The organism is Leuconostoc carnosum (genome assembly GCF_014207505.1).
Lineage (GTDB): Bacteria > Bacillota > Bacilli > Lactobacillales > Lactobacillaceae > Leuconostoc > Leuconostoc carnosum.
On sequence record NZ_JACHGL010000001.1, the window covers coordinates 92,134 to 107,554 of the forward strand.

General features: G+C 37.6%; 12 protein-coding genes. 10 read left to right on the forward strand and 2 right to left on the reverse strand.

All coding sequences use genetic code 11. The features are described 5' to 3' along the window. Positions 1–6 precede the first annotated feature (6 nt). Together HNQ98_RS00430 and HNQ98_RS00435 are read right to left on the reverse strand one after the other, a co-directional pair. Positions 7–825, reverse strand: coding sequence for an exodeoxyribonuclease III (locus HNQ98_RS00430; RefSeq protein ID WP_135197617.1), 819 nt, complete (start codon positions 823–825; stop codon positions 7–9). A 95-nt stretch (positions 826–920) separates the two neighbouring features. Next, positions 921–1,745 (reverse strand): NAD(P)H-hydrate dehydratase, encoded by an 825-nt coding sequence (locus tag HNQ98_RS00435; protein WP_135197616.1) that lies wholly within the window; start codon positions 1,743–1,745, stop codon positions 921–923. A 264-nt stretch (positions 1,746–2,009) separates the two neighbouring features. Here HNQ98_RS00435 and HNQ98_RS00440 point away from each other — a divergent pair, with 264 nt between their 5' ends. The 10 genes from HNQ98_RS00440 (at position 2,010) to priA (ending at position 15,332) form a co-directional block, all read left to right on the forward strand. Continuing rightward, positions 2,010–2,237: a CsbD family protein gene (locus HNQ98_RS00440; RefSeq protein WP_014974618.1), complete on the forward strand. Its 228-nt coding sequence runs from the start codon at positions 2,010–2,012 to the stop codon at positions 2,235–2,237. Between the two features lie 159 nt (positions 2,238–2,396). Next, positions 2,397–3,812, forward strand: coding sequence for a dipeptidase PepV (gene pepV / locus HNQ98_RS00445; protein WP_135197615.1), 1,416 nt, complete (start codon positions 2,397–2,399; stop codon positions 3,810–3,812). 90 nt (positions 3,813–3,902) lie between these two features. Beyond that, positions 3,903–4,340, forward strand: coding sequence for a peptide-methionine (R)-S-oxide reductase MsrB (msrB, locus tag HNQ98_RS00450; RefSeq protein WP_135197614.1), 438 nt, complete (start codon positions 3,903–3,905; stop codon positions 4,338–4,340). Between the two features lie 105 nt (positions 4,341–4,445). Next, positions 4,446–5,213 carry a nicotinamide riboside transporter PnuC gene (gene pnuC, locus HNQ98_RS00455; RefSeq protein WP_014974615.1) on the forward strand — a complete coding sequence of 256 codons (768 nt, stop codon included), beginning with the start codon at positions 4,446–4,448 and terminating at the stop codon, positions 5,211–5,213. Positions 5,214–5,258: 45 nt separating this feature from the next. Next, positions 5,259–6,401 (forward strand): nicotinamide-nucleotide adenylyltransferase, encoded by a 1,143-nt coding sequence (locus tag HNQ98_RS00460; RefSeq protein ID WP_135197612.1) that lies wholly within the window; start codon positions 5,259–5,261, stop codon positions 6,399–6,401. 271 nt (positions 6,402–6,672) lie between these two features. Next, positions 6,673–9,279 (forward strand): peptidoglycan amidohydrolase family protein, encoded by a 2,607-nt coding sequence (locus HNQ98_RS00465; RefSeq protein ID WP_135197611.1) that lies wholly within the window; start codon positions 6,673–6,675, stop codon positions 9,277–9,279. A gap of 210 nt (positions 9,280–9,489) precedes the next feature. Then, on the forward strand, positions 9,490–10,785 hold the full coding sequence (gene tig, locus HNQ98_RS00470; protein ID WP_135197610.1) for a trigger factor: 1,296 nt from the start codon (positions 9,490–9,492) through the stop codon (positions 10,783–10,785). Between the two features lie 188 nt (positions 10,786–10,973). Then, a complete protein-coding gene (gene clpX, locus HNQ98_RS00475; RefSeq protein WP_014974611.1) occupies positions 10,974–12,224 on the forward strand; it encodes an ATP-dependent Clp protease ATP-binding subunit ClpX in 1,251 nt (416 codons plus the stop codon). After that, the gene (gene yihA / locus HNQ98_RS00480; RefSeq protein ID WP_014974610.1) at positions 12,224–12,808 is read left to right on the forward strand and encodes a ribosome biogenesis GTP-binding protein YihA/YsxC; all 585 of its coding nucleotides are present in this window, start codon (positions 12,224–12,226) and stop codon (positions 12,806–12,808) included. The genes clpX and yihA overlap by 1 nt, the downstream gene beginning before the upstream one ends. A 106-nt stretch (positions 12,809–12,914) precedes the next feature. After that, positions 12,915–15,332: a primosomal protein N' gene (gene priA / locus HNQ98_RS00485; RefSeq protein WP_135197609.1), complete on the forward strand. Its 2,418-nt coding sequence runs from the start codon at positions 12,915–12,917 to the stop codon at positions 15,330–15,332. Positions 15,333–15,421: the final 89 nt, after the last annotated feature.

The following is a 15,421-nucleotide window of genomic DNA, read 5'->3' on the forward strand; positions in this document are numbered from 1 at the left end:
GATCAATTAAAAATCCATTTCGAGTAGAATGGGGGCGTGATCTTGGCGTGCACCAGTATCTATCACACCAGTATTTGCTATTTGATTAGCGATACGATTACTGACGAGGTAATAATCAATTCGCCAACCTGAATTATTGATTTTACTTGTTTTACTAATTTGTGCCCACCAAGTATAAATGCTTGGTATTTCTGGATTTTGAAAACGCAAAGTATCCGTAAATCCAGCTTTGAGTAATTGACTGAATTTTTCACGTTCTTGATCTGTAAATCCAGCTGAGTGACGGTTTGTTTTTGGATTTTTCAAATCAATCTCTTCGTGAGCTACATTCATATCGCCACTGAAAATAACGGGCTTTTGATCATCTAAAGATTGTATGTAGGCACGATAAGCATCATCCCACATCCCACGATCATCGAGTCTTACGAGTGACGAGCCAGAGTTTGGGGTGTAAACTGTTGAAACAAAGTAATTTTCAAACTCTAGGGTAATAATACGGCCTTCTTGGTCCATATCACCTGGGGCACCTATGCTGGGATAATCTACACTAATGGGTTTTAGACGCGATAATATCATCGTACCAGAATAACCAGACCTTGCCGTGCTTGAACGCCAGTAGAGTTCGTAGTCAGGAAATAGATTAGCAATTGCCTCAGCTTGTTTTTTAGTCATGCCAGTATTTTTTAATTTAGTTTCTTGGATGGCAAAGACGTCTGGTTGACGTGAGGCAATATGTGTTAATGTTTCCCATGTCATTTCACCGCGCGCAGATTTGTGTTCCACAGCAGCGTTAATTGAGTCGATATTCCATGATATAAATTGCATATATTCTTCCTTTTATTGTCGATAAGAATAGTTTATCATATTTGAGAAATAGAACGTATGGAGAAATCATTGCACTGACATGCTTGCAGTTCAGCTTAATTTGCGTATTTTTTCATAAAATATGGTAGTTTAGCACTGATTTGTGTCGGTAGCGTCACAAATGATTGTTGCGCTAATTCATCAGCAATTGCAGAATGAATGTAAACAGCAGCTAAAACATTATCGGCTAGCGATGTGTTGGAAAATTGTGCAACAAAACCGGCAATAATACCTGCTAAGGTGTCACCCATCCCACCAGTAGCTTGGTACGGGCCACCAATTGTGAGTTCAAAGCTACCACTATCCGTATAAATTTGCGTGTGAAATTGTTTTAACACCACGATTGGTTTAACGTTAAAATGAGCTCGTGCCGAAGAATTTAAAGCTTCAAAAGTTTGTTGACTGATTGGCACGTCACTAACACGTTGCCATTCCATCTGATGTGGGGTAATAATTAATCGAGATATCGGCCAAACCAGATGATTTGCTGCGACCAATGTTAAAGCAGAACCATCAACAATCATTATTTGTTTGGCACTAACGGCTGCAAAAGTCGTTTTTACTAAATCTAAACGGTCTCCAAGACCAGAGCCAATAAGAATAACGTCGTGTGATTGAATATACGGGATCAGGTCGTCGTTAAAATTAATTACCATTGCTTCAGGCAAGTGGCTATGTAGCGCTGTAAAATTGGATGGATCAGTTGCAACTGTTACTAAACCAGCGCCAGAATGGACGCTAGCTAAAGCATTCATGATGGCTGCACCACCAAATTGTTTGGTACCACCAATAATTAATACGCGACCATAGGTACCTTTGTACGATTGTTCGGGACGTTTTTTAATAACCTGATAAAGAATATTTTCTGTTAACTTTTTCATATTTGTTATACTCCTTGTTTATCAAGCCGGGATAGAATTAATTGAATATTACAAAAATAATATCACGTGGTAAATGATAATATTCTCTCATATAGTTACATTTTATAGCACAAAATATCGTTTTACAAATGAATCTAAAAGGATGATAAATTTATACGACAGCAGATTAAGCATTCAGAGATTAAAATGGGGCATTCACAAAAACAATTAGAATATGATATAATATATGTGTAACATCAAATAAAATTCAAGGAGAACATGTTTATGTCAGTTGATGAAAAGTTTGATAATGCTAAGGACAAGGTTGCTGGTAAGGCAAAAGAAGTAGAAGGCAAAGTTACCGGTGATAAGGCTCGTGAAGCAGAAGGTAAAGCACAAGGATTTTTTGGTAAAGCAAAAGACAAGATTTCAGATGCTGCTGATACTGTGAAAGACAAGGCAGAAGATGCTGTTGAAGCTGTTAAAGACGGCGTTGATAATCTCAAGAAGTAAATTAATTTCAGATTTTAAATGATGAGTTGTCACCTTTACGAAGGTGGCTTTTTTTGACAATAAATGATGCTTGTGATGATCAACTCTGAATACTTGCTATAATTGAAACAAACAGTATAATGAGAGTTATATTAATAAATGGAAGGGTTTTCTAAAAATATGACGATCGATTGGAAGAAAGAAACAGCTTCGCGTCAAGCTGCTTATATTGAAGACTTAAAGTCACTGTTGGCTGTTGAATCAATTCGTGATGATGCCAAGGCAACACCCGACGCCCCTTTGGGTCCAGGACCTAAAGCTGCTTTGGACAAATTCTTAGCTATTGCTGAACGTGATGGGTTCACAACAAAAAATATTGATAATATTGTAGGATACATTGAAATTGGTCCCAAAGATGCTGACGAATATGTTGCGATTTTGTCTCATGTTGATGTAATGCCAGCTGGTGAAGGTTGGGAAACAGAACCGTTTACACCGGTAGTAAGAAATGACAAAATCATTGCCCGCGGTGCTTCAGATGATAAAGGACCAGGCATGTCAGCTTATTACGCCTTTAAAATTTTGTCTGATTTAAAGGTGCCTTTAAAACGGCGTGTACGTTTAATCATCGGTACTGATGAGGAAAATGACTGGAAATGCATGACCCGCTATTTTGAAGTCGAAGAAGCGCCAGTATTTGGATTTTCACCAGATGCAGAATATCCAATTATTAATGGTGAAAAGGGAAATGTACAAGTTGAAATTAACGATGACGCGACAAACGGTGGCACAGTTGATTTGCTGAGTTTTGAAGCGGGATCAAGGACGAATATGGTTCCTGGTAGAGCACGTGCTACTGTCAGGTCAAGTCAAGTTTCAGAGCTCACAAGTGCTTTTGCGACTTTCTTAGATGAGAATGAACAAATTTCTGGCACAAGTGATGTTGATGGGGATCAGATTAACTTCCTTGTTAATGGCAAACAGGTTCATGGCGCTATGCCTGAGACTGGCGAAAATGCTGGGACATATTTGGCTAATTTCTTACAAAATGTTGATTTTGGTGGTACGGCAAAATCATTCTTAACTTATCTTGGTACACCAGCTCATCAAGATACAATCGGTCAAAAATTTGGTGTTAATTATACTGATGATGTGATGGGACCGTTATCAATGAACGTAGGCATTCAAAAGTTTGTTGTCGGTGAAAAGACATTTATCAACTTTAATTTCCGCTATCCAAAGGGTATAACACCAGAAACAATTGTTGCTGGGTTATCAGCGCATTTGGATGGATGGCAAGTGGTACCAACCATTGGTGGTCATTCACAAGAACCACATTATGTGGCACCAACTGATCCAATTGTTGAAACATTGTTGCGTGTTTATCATGAACAAACAGGTCTGCCAGCACACGATCAAGTTATTGGTGGTGGCACTTATGGTCGCTTGATGAAACGTGGGGTTGCGTTTGGTGCGTTGTTCCCAGATTCACCTGATACCATGCATCAAGTGAACGAATTTGCTTTGTTGAATGATTTGTACCGTTCAACAGCAATTTATGCACAAGCAATCGCTGAGATTACAAATTTAGATTAATATTTAAAGAAGTCAGAACGAAAGTTCGGCTTTTTTTGCAAATAAGACAAATTTCAATACGGATAACGAACTGAAAGAGAGGCTCTACAAATGAAAAAATATACTGATGACGAATTAAAGCAGCGCTTAACATCAGAAGAATATGAAGTGACCCAACACGCTGCCACGGAACGACCATTTACAGGTAAGTATGATCAATGGTGGGATGATGGTATTTTTGTGGATATTGTCAGTGGAGAACCGCTATTTAGTTCTATTGATAAATATGATTCTGGCTGTGGCTGGCCTTCTTTTACCAAGGGTATTGATGATGACAATATTAATCGGCACGTTGATCACTCCCTAGGTATGACAAGGACAGAAGTCACATCAAGCGAAGCAGGCTCTCATTTGGGTCATTTGTTTACTGACGGTCCTGTGGATAAAGGTGGGTTACGTTACTGTATTAATTCAGCGAGTCTTCGTTTTGTGCCGAAAAAAGATCTTGAAAAAGAAGGATATAGCCAATATCTAGAATTATTTGCCTAGTATGTGCTATGGTGCAAATGATTATTTGATTTAAAGTCTGTTTTTGAAAGTATTTTATTGATATTATTGCTATAATTATATGAAATACAATATGGAGCGATGAAAATGAAAAAGAATGTGCGCATTAACCAATTTTGGCGGTATTTTAATCCTATAAATATTGTCAAAGAGTTATTATTTGGTTGGACGTTACCGGAGATGATTCTCTTTTTGGTCTTAATTACTTTACAAAGTACAGTTTGGGGATTAGGTGTAGCACACAATCATAATTATGATTGGTTTGGTTTAGCAACTGGATTAATGAATATTATTACGGTTGTATTAGTGGCAAAGGGACGCATTACTAACTATTTTTGGGGATTAGTCTATTCGGCAATGTATATGCCTTTAGCTTTTCAATCTCAATTATTTGGTGAGGTTGCCTTAAGTGCTTTCTGGGTCGTCATGCAGTTCGTTGGTGTCGCGGCTTGGCTAGGCTATATGAAGCGAGACAAAGACGTGGCAAAAGATAACCAAGATGTGGTGACAACGAAATATATGTCACGCAAACAGTGGTTGTTTGTCGTACCAGTATTTATTGTGATTCTGGCAATTGTTGGCTTAATTTTAGAACAAGCTGGTTCACGACAACCTTATATGGACGGCTTGACAACAACGATTTCAATGGGTGCTCAAATTCTGCAGACCGCTAAATTTGCAGAATCTTGGTATGCTTGGTTACTGTTTGACCTTGTGGAACTTGTTTTGTGGGGGCGTGCTTGGACAGGACATGCTGATCCGAGTGCATTTGCAATGTTGGGGATGAATTTAGCCCTGACAGTTAACGCAATATATGGTATTATTCAGTGGCGAAAACTAACAAAGAAAGCGTGAGGTATAGTACTGCGTGATGGCGCAGTACTATGTGTAGCTATTAACATGAGAACATTTGCAGGGAATTTATACAAAGATGACTTAGTTGGTGACAAAATTGGTGTGTTTTTTGGTACGTTAGCACCAATGCACGTTGGGCATCAAGCAGAAATTTATAAAGCGGCAGCGTTAAATGATGGTGTCGTTGTGATTGCTTCTGGGTATACTGGTGACCGAGGGTACCAAATTGGATTACCTGTTGAAAAGCGTTTTAGATACTTGCGTGAAGCATTTAGTGACGAAACTGCTATTAAAGTGGATTATATTAATGAAGATGCTATCCCGCAGATGCCTGATGGTTGGGATGAGTGGACACGTATTTTGGTGACAACCGTTCAGCGCAATATTGTGAATCCAGATGCTAAGATTACTTTTTATACTGGGGAAGAAAATTATAAGCACGAATTGGAGAAAAGGCTGCCACAAACTGGTCAGTTCACTGTCAGTTTGATGGATAGAACTGTCTTAAAAATTTCTGCAACGGCAATCCGAAAAAGCCCCATAGCAAACTGGGATTATATTAATCGTGTGTTTCGTCGTCACTTTACTAAAAAAGTAACTGTCATGGGTTCGGCATCAACAGGTAAATCAACTTTGGTACGACGTTTGGCAAGAACGAGTAACTCACCATTTTCTGAAGAATATGCTCGTGAATATCAAGAACGATCTAATGTCAGTGATGATGAATTGGTGGTTAAGGACTATATTCGGCTAATCCAAGGGCAATATGATGCGAACTCTCAAGAAATTAATTCACCAGCTAATAATGGATTAACTATTTTTGATACTGATGCAATGGTTACAAAAGTTTATGCAGATATGTGGTTAAACGAAGCAGATAACGCACAATTACAACCATTATTTGATAATACAATTGATGAAGAATTAATTGATTTGATTTTAGTTATTCCACCAGTTACACCATACGTCGATGATGGTTTTCGAAATATGGGGACTGCTGATCATGATTCACGTTGGGAGTTTCATAACAAATTGTTACGAGTTATTGCGCAATATGGCTTTATGGACAAAGTTGTTTTACTTGATGCTAAAGGTGATAGTGAAGATCCGTATGGTTATTATGCCAGGTATTTACAAGCGCTTGATGCCATTCAAGAGAAGACAGGATTTAATATTAAGCATTTGTAAGTTTAATATTAAGTCAAATATATGGTGATATACATACTTCAGATGTGTGTGTCAGATCAATAAGGTTCAAACTAAGTAAAATATTTAAAAGGTTAAAATTATGAAGTTGGTAGAAGCACATCCTATCAATAAAAAAGGCGGTTATACGCCTTTTTTATATATGGCAGATATTTCTATAATAAAAGTTTAAACGAATGACAGTTATGGTAAAATATGTATGTTATAAGAAATCACGTCAGACGTGAGATGGAAAAATGGAGATTTTCTTGTTTTGATAAATAAGAAATTACGAGTGAAAGAACTGCTCGTTTCAACAGTAATCATCGGTGGCATTTTAGGTAGCCTGTCTACTGTTAACGCTGATGAAAATAAAGTGCGTTCATCAAAAACACAAACTTCGAGTGTGATGTCATCGTCAAGTTCGAGTCATACTTCACAGGTATCAAGCACCAAGACATCAAGTTCGAGTGATGATTCACAGGTATCGCGCACAAAATCGTTAAGTTCAATTGTAGAACAGCAACATTCAGTTTCGAGAGATACTACGAAACAAAGTACACATTCTAGCGCAACAGTATCCACACGATCTGTTCAAATACCGCAGTCTAAATTTAAAACCGGTTCTGTAGTGACGTTGACCGCTGCTACGAAAACATCAAATGGTGTACGATTAAGTAGTTATGCTAACCAATCAGGTGTAGTGACTAAAGCGACAGCTCAAAAACATGGTAATTCAAATTATGTGTACAATATTAAATTAGATAACGGTGTTGTTGTGTCTAACGTATTAGAACAAGGTGTCAGTGCTTTTATTAAAACAAATGTGTTTGGTATCAATAATCGCGTTGAGATTAAGAAAAATGCTAAGTATAATGGTGACGCTAAAAATATTACGATATATCAAGGTATTGGTGGCAAAGTAACCAAAATAACACGATTTCATCAGTCATCATCAAGTTTTTATTATCAACTCACTTTAGACAACGGCGTTGTGATAGACAAGGTTTTAGAACAAGATTTACAACGTTACACCAATAAACCAGTACATAAGGATGGTTGGTCAAAGGAAGATGGCGCAACCAAGTATTATGTTAATGGTAAGCATGTCGTTGGTGAAAAAAAGATTGGCGGTCACTGGTATAATTTTACCAGTAATGGTGCGCAGTCGAAAGGCCTGACGAAACTTGCACATAAGACGGTATTTTATGACGTCAAGTCTGGTCAAATGAAATACGGTTATGTTTGGATTAACGGATCATTAATGTTTTTCGATAAAGCAGATGGTCATGCTTTAACGGGTGTGAGGCATTATAACGGCGGCGTTGAAGTATATAGTCCTGATTTCAAACAAATACGAAATAACTACGCAACTGTGGGTGGTTCAAAATATTATCTAACTGGGAATGGTGATGCGTTTAAAGGGTCACGAAAAACCAATGGTCACTTAGAATTTTACGGTACCAATCATGTTCAAGTGCGTAACAATTACGCTTGGATAAATCAATCATTAATGTATTTTGATGGTAACGGTTATGCCATGACTGGTGTTCGCCATTATGGTTCAAATATGGAATATTATGATGTTAACCATAAACAAGTTCGAAATAATTATATCCGTACTGGTAATACATATTATTATATGAAGGCTAATGGTGATGCTTTCAAGGGACTACGTCAGTATAGTAAAACAGGTTTGGAATATTATGGTTCTGATTTCAAACAGGTTCGAAATAATTACGCGACTGCCAACGCGTCAAGATACTATTTCAGTCATAACGGCGATGCAATTAAAGGCACACGTACAGTCAAAGGTAAGCTTGAATATTACAATACTGGCTATAAGCAAGTGCGTAATAATTACGCTTGGATAAATGGGGCACTAATGTTCTTTGACCACAATGGTTATGCCATGACTGGTGTTCGCCATTATGGTTCAAATATGGAGTATTATGCCACGAATCATAAGCAAATTCGAGATAGTTATGTCCGTACTGGTAACACATATTATTATATGAAAGCCAATGGCGATGCTTTTAAAGGTCTGCGTCACTATAGTCAGACAGGTATTGAATATTATGGTTCTGACTTTAAACAAGTACGTAATCAATCAGTGACTATTGGTGATAAAATTTATCATTTCAACAAAGATGGTGATTCAGATTCAATTAAATCTAAAAATCTTGGCACTGCTAAATACGCAAAAGGTGCTAACGCATATATTGTTAGTAATGCTGATCAATCAGTTAATGGTCATCATGACTTGAAAAAATATGTTGGGCAAAATGTCAAAATAATTGATGCCGCATCCGAACAACATTCACACTCAAATTGGAAGTACACGATTAAACTTAATAATGGTGTGGTAATTAAAAATGTACTCGAACAAGATTTACAGAGTAACAAGGTTAACTTAAAAGTTGACACGAACAAATTAATCAACTGGTTCGAAAGTCGTAAAGGCAAACTAACTTATTCAATGTATGGTTCTCGTAATGGGGCAGACGGAACAGCTGATTGTTCTGGTTCGGTTGTACAAGCTATTCGTGACGCTGGTGGAACACCATATACATGGTTGTATAATACCGAGGCGATCCATGATTACTTGAAAGAGAACGTTTATCAACTCATTGATAACAATGATCGCAATGGTTGGATGTCAAAACGTGGAGATATTGTTATCTGGGGTCAACAAGGTCATAGTAATGGCGGAGCGGGTCATATTGGTATCATAACGAATAACTTGGGAAACCCACTGTTCATCTCAACATGCTACATAACTCAAGGGCAAAAAGGAACAGCTGTGCAGGAAGTCTTGTATAATCAATACGCTGCTAAAAATAACTATCCCTATTATTACGTTTACCGCTTAGCGCAATAATAAAGTATCTTTGCTGAGCTGGAAAAATCTGACTTAAGCAAGGTAATAATATTTTTCTAGGTGTCTAAATCCAAATTAATCTATGAGTCTGATATTTGAACGTTTTATGCTCATATATTAATTACTTGTAACAAATAAGATAAAAATGTTGTGATTTAGTGGTTTTTAAGATAAAATTAAAAGGTATTTAAAACATTTGGAGGACTTACAATGTCTAACTGGACACCAGCTGCGGATCAAAAGAACCAAGGCACATTAGAATTTGAAATTTCACGCGCACAAGTTGAAGCAGGTTTAGAAAAAGCTTTTCAACAGAATAAGAACGAAGTTTCTATCCCTGGATTCCGTAAGGGTAAAGTAACTAAGGCATTATTTTTCTCAAAATTTGGAGAAGAAGCATTATACCAACAAACAATGGATATCGTTTTGCCAGCAGCATATGAAGCCGCTGTGGAAGAAGCTGGTGTAACACCGGTTGGACGTCCTAATATCGAACCTGTGTCAATGAACAAAGGTGAAGATTGGACAATGAAGGCTGAAATTACAACAGCACCTGAAATCAAGCTTGGTGAATACTTGAATCTTGAAGTACCAGCTGAAGATACAGAAGTTTCAGATAGCGATGTTGATGCAGAAATTAAGCGTTTGCAAGACGGTCAAGCTGAATTAGTTTTGCAAGAATCTGAAGTTAAAGCTGAAAATGGCGATACAGTTGTTATTGATTTTGACGGTTCGGTTGATGGCGACCATTTTGATGGCGGTCAATCTAATGACTTCTCATTAGAATTAGGTTCAGGACAATTCATTCCTGGCTTTGAAGAACAATTGGTTGGTCATTCAGCAGGTGAAGATGTTGATGTTAAGGTAACATTCCCTGCAGACTATCAAGCGGCTGATTTAGCAGGTAAAGAAGCTTTGTTTGAAGTTAAAATTCATGAATTGAAGCGTAAGGAATTGCCTGAATTAGATGATGAATTTGCTAAGGATGTTGATGAAGAAGTTGAAACATTAGCAGAATTGAAGGAAAAGACATCTAAGAAGTTGGCAGATGACAAAGCTTCAGCTGCTAAAGAAGCTTTTGAAGATGCTGTTATCGCTAAGGCAGTTGAAAATGCATCTGTTGACGGTGACAATATTCCTGAAACTATGATTGATGAAGATGTTCATCGTCAAATGGATCAATACTTGGCACAATTGCAACAACAAGGTATTTCACGTGAGATGTTCTTCCAAATTTCAGGTCAAACTGAAGATGATTTGCACAAGCAATTCGAAGAAGGTGCAGCAACACGTGTTAAGACAAACTTGGTAATTGAAGCAATCGTTAATGCTGAAGGTATTGAACCAACTGAAGCACAAGTAACTGAAGAAATTAAGAATTTGGCTACACAATACAACATGGATGAAGCTCAAGTACGTGCGACATTATCTGAGTCATTGTTGAAGCATGATATTGCGATGCGTGAAGCAGTTAATAAAGTTACTGATTCAGCAAAAGCAGTTTAATAATTGAAGTAAATAGAATAAGCCATTAGGCTTTTTTTATTTACCTTTAAAAGCAAAATAGTACTGTAGTGAATAATTGATTGGTATTTAAAGTTAGGAGTAGGTAGCGAGCTAATTATCTGTTAAAATAAGAGGGTATGTAATTTCAACAGTCTTTGATAGACTAAAAAATTAGAAGGAAGCAAAAAATGGCACAAAAACCAGGTTTAGAAGAAGAAATATATTGCAGCTTTTGTGGCAAGTCTGCTAGTGAAGTAAAAAAGATTGTGGCTGGTCCAAATGGCGTTTATATTTGTAATGAATGTGTGACATTGGCCCAAAATATTATTGACGAAGAATTGACGGCTGATCAAGCAGCTACAGTATTATCTTTACCTACACCTCATCAAATTGTTGACGAGTTAAACGATTATGTTATTGGTCAAGAAGATGCCAAAAAAACATTGGCTGTAGCAGTTTATAATCACTATAAGCGAATTAATGAAAATTTTGCACCAACAACAGATGTCGAATTACAAAAATCAAACATTGCTTTAATTGGACCCACTGGATCCGGTAAAACTTATTTGGCTCAGAGTTTAGCGCGTATTTTGAACGTGCCGTTTGCAATTGCTGATGCAACTACCTTGACGGAAGCCGGATATGTTGGTGAAGATGTAGAAAACATTATTTTAAAGTTATTGCAGGCTGCTGATTTTAATGTTGAATCAGCGGAACGTGGTATTATTTACGTTGATGAAATTGATAAAATTGCCAAAAAATCTGAAAATGTGTCAATCACTCGTGACGTTTCAGGTGAAGGTGTCCAACAAGCGTTATTGAAAATGTTGGAAGGCACAACTGCTAGTGTACCACCACAAGGTGGACGTAAGCATCCACAACAAGAATTAATTGCAGTTGATACAACGAATATTTTGTTCATTGTTGGTGGTGCCTTTGCTGGTATTGATACGATTATCAAAGAACGCTTGGGCGAACGTGTAATTGGCTTCGGTTCTGATGCAAATGAAAATGCTGTTGCTTTGAATTCTGAAAATATTTTAGAGCACGTGCAACCAGAAGATATGACCAAGTTTGGCTTAATTCCAGAATTTATTGGTCGATTGCCTATTGTCACGGTACTTGATGAGTTAACGGTAGAAGATTTAACACGTATACTTACTGAACCTAAAAACGCTTTGATTAAGCAATATACAGCGTTATTAGGGCTTGATGATGTCGAATTATCATTTCAACCAGATGCATTGGAAGCAATGGCTGAACTGGCAATTAAGCGTCACACTGGTGCGCGTGGACTGCGCTCAATTATCGAAAATGTGATGAAGAACGTCATGTTTGATATTCCAAGTCGTGACGATGTAGCTAAAGTTATCATTACCAAGGCTAGTGTGACTGATCAGGCGCAACCAGAATTACATTTGAAAAAGGCGGCTCAATAATGGATGTACACAATGTTGATATGGTGATGAGTGCAGTTTCGGCAGCACAATACCCAACGGATGGCAAGCCAGAGATTGCCCTAGTAGGTCGGTCTAATGTTGGCAAGTCTTCATTGACTAACACACTAATTCAACGTAAAAATTTTGCTCGTACCTCATCACAACCCGGCAAAACACAAACATTGAATTTTTACAATGTAGAAGATCAATTGTATTTTGTCGATGTTCCAGGTTATGGCTATGCCAAAGTTTCTAAGAAACAACGAGAAGAATTTGGTCGTATGATTGAGGAGTATATTACTTCACGTAAGCAGTTACGTGGCGTTGTGAGCTTAGTTGATGCGCGTCACGATCCAAGTGAAGATGATGTATCAATGTATGAATGGTTACATTATTATAATATTCCAATTTTGATTGTGGCAACAAAGTCAGATAAAATATCAAAAAGTAAATTTAATAAATATGAAGCTAATATCAAGCGCATATTAGGTTTTGATGATGAAGATAGTGATTTTCAATTCTTTTCATCTGAAACAAAATATGGTAAAGATCAAGTATGGGAATGGATTGAGGCGCATATGTAAACAAAAAATCGGTCGATTGATCGATTTTTTTGTGGATTTAATTAATAGTGGCATCTGTTGAGGTAAGATAAATTCAAGGGCTAGACAGGTTTGGTATAATAATAATATGAAGGAACTTTACTATGCACAAATCATCGTTGACGTACCAACGATGCAAACAAACAAACCGTACACTTATCTTGTGCCTGAAAGTATGACTAATACTTTACAACCAGGTATGCGTGTTGATGTGCCTTTTGGTCATCGTCACGTTATGGGGTTTGTTGTGGGATTACGAGCAACAACAGACATACCAATAAGCCAGTTACGTCTCATTACAAAAGTACTTGATTTGACCCCTGTATTAAACACAGAATTACTTAATTTATCTGATTATTTAGCGCAGGAGACGTTTGCTTTTCGTATTTCAATTTTACAAACTATGTTACCAAATGCCTTGAAAGCCAATTACGAACGTGTATTATCAATTATAGATGAAGTTGATGATGATGTAGCCAATCGTTTATTTAAAGGTCTTGAGCAAATGACTTACAATGCGTCAGATTTTGGTGAACAGGATATCGCCCTATTATCTAAATTACGGCGGGAACATAAAATTGATGTTGCTGTGACTGTGGCTAATCGTGCCAAAATTAAAACGCAACGTGCTTATCAATTTGGTGAAGATATTGAATTTTTGGAAAATGAATTGCAAAACTTGAGGCAGTCAGCCAAACAGCAACACAAGTTACTGACTTTTATTCTGGGGCATTTTGGTGAAACTTGGGTCAAAAAAGAACTGCAAGAAGTACTTGATGTCAGTGATGCCGTGATACGCCAAGCTGTCGAAAAAAAGTGGTGCTACATAACTCAAGTCGAGTTGTTGCGGGATCCCTTTGCGACTACCGATATTTCACCTACTGAGCCATTACCTTTAAATGATGAGCAGAGAAATGCTTATGAGCAGATCACTGGCACGTTTGATAGTGGTCGGTTTCAGCCCTTTTTACTTGAAGGTATCACGGGTTCTGGAAAAACCGAAGTCTATTTACAAGCTGCTCATCATGTTTTCAAACAAGGGCGAACAGTTTTATTTTTGGTACCTGAAATTGCTTTAACACCGCAAATGGTGCGACGTGTAAAATCTCGTTTTGGTGCGCAAACAGCAGTATTACATTCTGGCTTATCAGATGGCGAAAGATATGATGAGTGGCGACGGATAGAACGCGGTGACGTTAAAATTGTCGTTGGTGCACGATCGGCTGTTTTTGCACCATTGGATAATATTGGCTTAATTATCGTCGATGAAGAACATGAAGTAACTTATAAGCAGACAGACAATCCTCGGTATAATGCGCGTGATGTTGCGCTTTGGCGTGGTGAATACTATCAAATCCCAGTTATTTTAGGATCTGCAACGCCGTCTCTGGAAAGCCGTGCGCGTGCGCAACGTGGTATTTATACATTACTAAGATTAACTCAACGTGCAGGAAAAGCACAATTACCTGCTGTTGAGATTATTGATATGAAAGAAACTTTGGTTAACGGTCCAGAAACAATTTTTTCTGATCAACTAAAAAAGAAACTTTTAGATCGGCTTCATAAAGGCGAGCAATCTGTACTCATGTTAAATCGACGTGGATTTTCAAGTTTTGTCATGTGTCGTGATTGTGGATTTGTGCCTAGAGATCCAAATTGTAATTTAGCCATGACACTACATATGGATTCACATACTTTGAAATGTCACTATTGTGGTCATGAAGAACCGATACCGACAATATGTGCGAATTGTGGGTCCAAAAGGATTCGTTATTATGGGACGGGTACTGAAAAAGTGGAACAAGAATTAGCAGAGTGGTTACCTGAGGCACGTGTTTTACGCATGGATCAAGATACTACTCGTAAAAAGGGCAGTATGGACAAATTGTTGCAAAAATTTGGTGATCATCAAGCAGATATTTTGTTAGGTACACAGATGATTGCCAAAGGATTAGATTTTCCTGATGTTACCTTGGTTGGCGTTTTGAATGCAGATACAGCACTCGGTCTACCTGATTTTCATGCTAGTGAACGAACTTTTCAGCTCATTACCCAGGTTAGTGGTCGTGCTGGTCGGGCACAAAAAGCTGGTGAAGTCCTTGTGCAAACTTTTAATCCAGAGCATTATGCAATTGCCTATGCCAAGCATCACGATTATGAAGGGTTCTATCGCCAAGAAATGGCAGTACGTCATGCAGGTAATTATGCACCATACTATTACACAGTTCAAATTCAAGCGAGCCACGCTGATGAAAATGAAGCAGCCAAACAGATGTTACAAATTGCTCGTTGGTTAAAAAAGCAAGCCGGCAGTGACATCATTATTCTAGGACCTTCTCCTAAACCAATTGCAAAAATGCGAAATCGTTATTATTTTCAAATTATTTTAAAGTTCAAACAACGTGATGCAATGGATGAACACTTACAAGAATTACAAGATCGGTCACAAAAAGCTAAAGATGGCTTCAAGTTAAGTATTGATCGTGAACCAGTCTCCTTTATGTGACAAATCCATGACAATATTCTATGTTATAATAAATAGAGTTAAATACTCGGTTGAACGAGTATTTTTTAGTGATATCATATTTTATTAAT